We start from the raw sequence: 1,069 nt of genomic DNA, 5'->3' as shown, positions 1-1,069 counted from the left end.
TATTTCGGCAAATAAAACGCAATGGCAAAAGCATTTTTGTGATCTACCTTGGGGACCACGATCCTAGCGGTGTGGCAATCGAGAAGGACTTATGCGAGAAAGTCCACGCTAACTTCTCCATCAAACGCATCGCCATTCACGGAGCAGACATTCGCCTGTTCAACCTGCCGCCGTTGCGCGTGAAGGTGAGCGACAGCCGCAGTGATGCATTTATTCAGAATCACGGCCCAGACTGCGTTGAACTCGATGCGCTACCAGCGAACGAGTTACGCAGCCGAATCCGGGATACCGTCCATTCCCTTATGGACCGAACTAAGTGGGAACGCGCAATAGAAGTTGAGAAGGCGGAAATGGCGAGCATCATCAGCAGCATGGAGCTATGGAACAAACTGCCGGTGGACGACGTGCCACCAGCCTAAAGTTGGCCTAGTACAAGTTTAGGAGCAAACTTCTGAACAGTGCTCGAATGGAGACAAACAGATGAAGACCACAGAACAGGTCATGGCATCCCTGTTCGCCGAGCTGAAACAGGATGCGCGTTCACCAGAAGGCCGAGAGGTACTCGAGATGATGCAGCACAATTGGGACATCGTTCGAAAACATCGCGACCGCCTTCACCTCACGATTCTTCTGGCAGAGGAGGAGCTTCGGATTGAAGACGAGAAGTTCGCGACCGCATTCGACGACTTGACCGGGTAGCAACACACAAGGAGCGCACTCAATGAAACGACAAGCCGAACCATTTGAAGTGCAGATCGATCACATGATCGACCTACTCTGCGAAGGTGACTTCACAGAGGAAGGCAAGGTCCGCGTCGCAGAACTGCGGGAGTCATGGGCGAAGGCACGAGAGATGATCGTCGACCAAGAGCTGCGCGAGATGATGTTGACAGAGGCGAGGCGTCACTATGCTGACAACGATGCCGACCGCACCTAGAGCCACTGGGCGCTGCCACGGCGTATGCCACGAGAAAAGCGATACGCTGCGGACACTCTCTGCCAAGGGGGAGGGCCGGTCGAATCTCTACGGTCGCCGCTTTACAGACCACAGGGTTCTCTTTCACAAACT

Annotated in this window: 2 protein-coding genes and 1 pseudogene; all 3 read left to right on the top strand. The window is 54.2% G+C overall.

What is annotated here, in order from left to right; genetic code table 11:
* Positions 1 to 419: pseudogene (locus HDF14_RS25915) on the top strand (hypothetical protein); the annotation flags it as partial.
* 61 nt (positions 420 to 480) lie between these two features.
* Positions 481 to 699, top strand: a complete 219-nt coding sequence (locus tag HDF14_RS25910; RefSeq protein ID WP_183981659.1) for a hypothetical protein — start codon at positions 481 to 483, stop codon at positions 697 to 699.
* A gap of 22 nt (positions 700 to 721) precedes the next feature.
* Positions 722 to 937, top strand: coding sequence for a hypothetical protein (locus tag HDF14_RS25905; RefSeq protein ID WP_183981658.1), 216 nt, complete (start codon positions 722 to 724; stop codon positions 935 to 937).
* The last annotated feature ends 132 nt before the right edge of the window (positions 938 to 1,069 follow it).

It is taken from the genome of Tunturiibacter gelidiferens (genome assembly GCF_014201335.1).
Taxonomy (GTDB): Bacteria; Acidobacteriota; Terriglobia; order Terriglobales; family Acidobacteriaceae; genus Edaphobacter; species Edaphobacter lichenicola_E.
This window is presented reverse-complemented; position numbering and strand designations above follow the sequence as displayed.

Bases quoted from the DNA above. Each gene is read 5' to 3' on its own strand.
- HDF14_RS25905 (WP_183981658.1), top strand. From the start codon at position 722: ATGAAACGACAAGCCGAACCATTTGAAGTGCAGATCGATCACATGATC.
- HDF14_RS25910 (WP_183981659.1), top strand. From the start codon at position 481: ATGAAGACCACAGAACAGGTCATGGCATCCCTGTTCGCCGAGCTGAAA.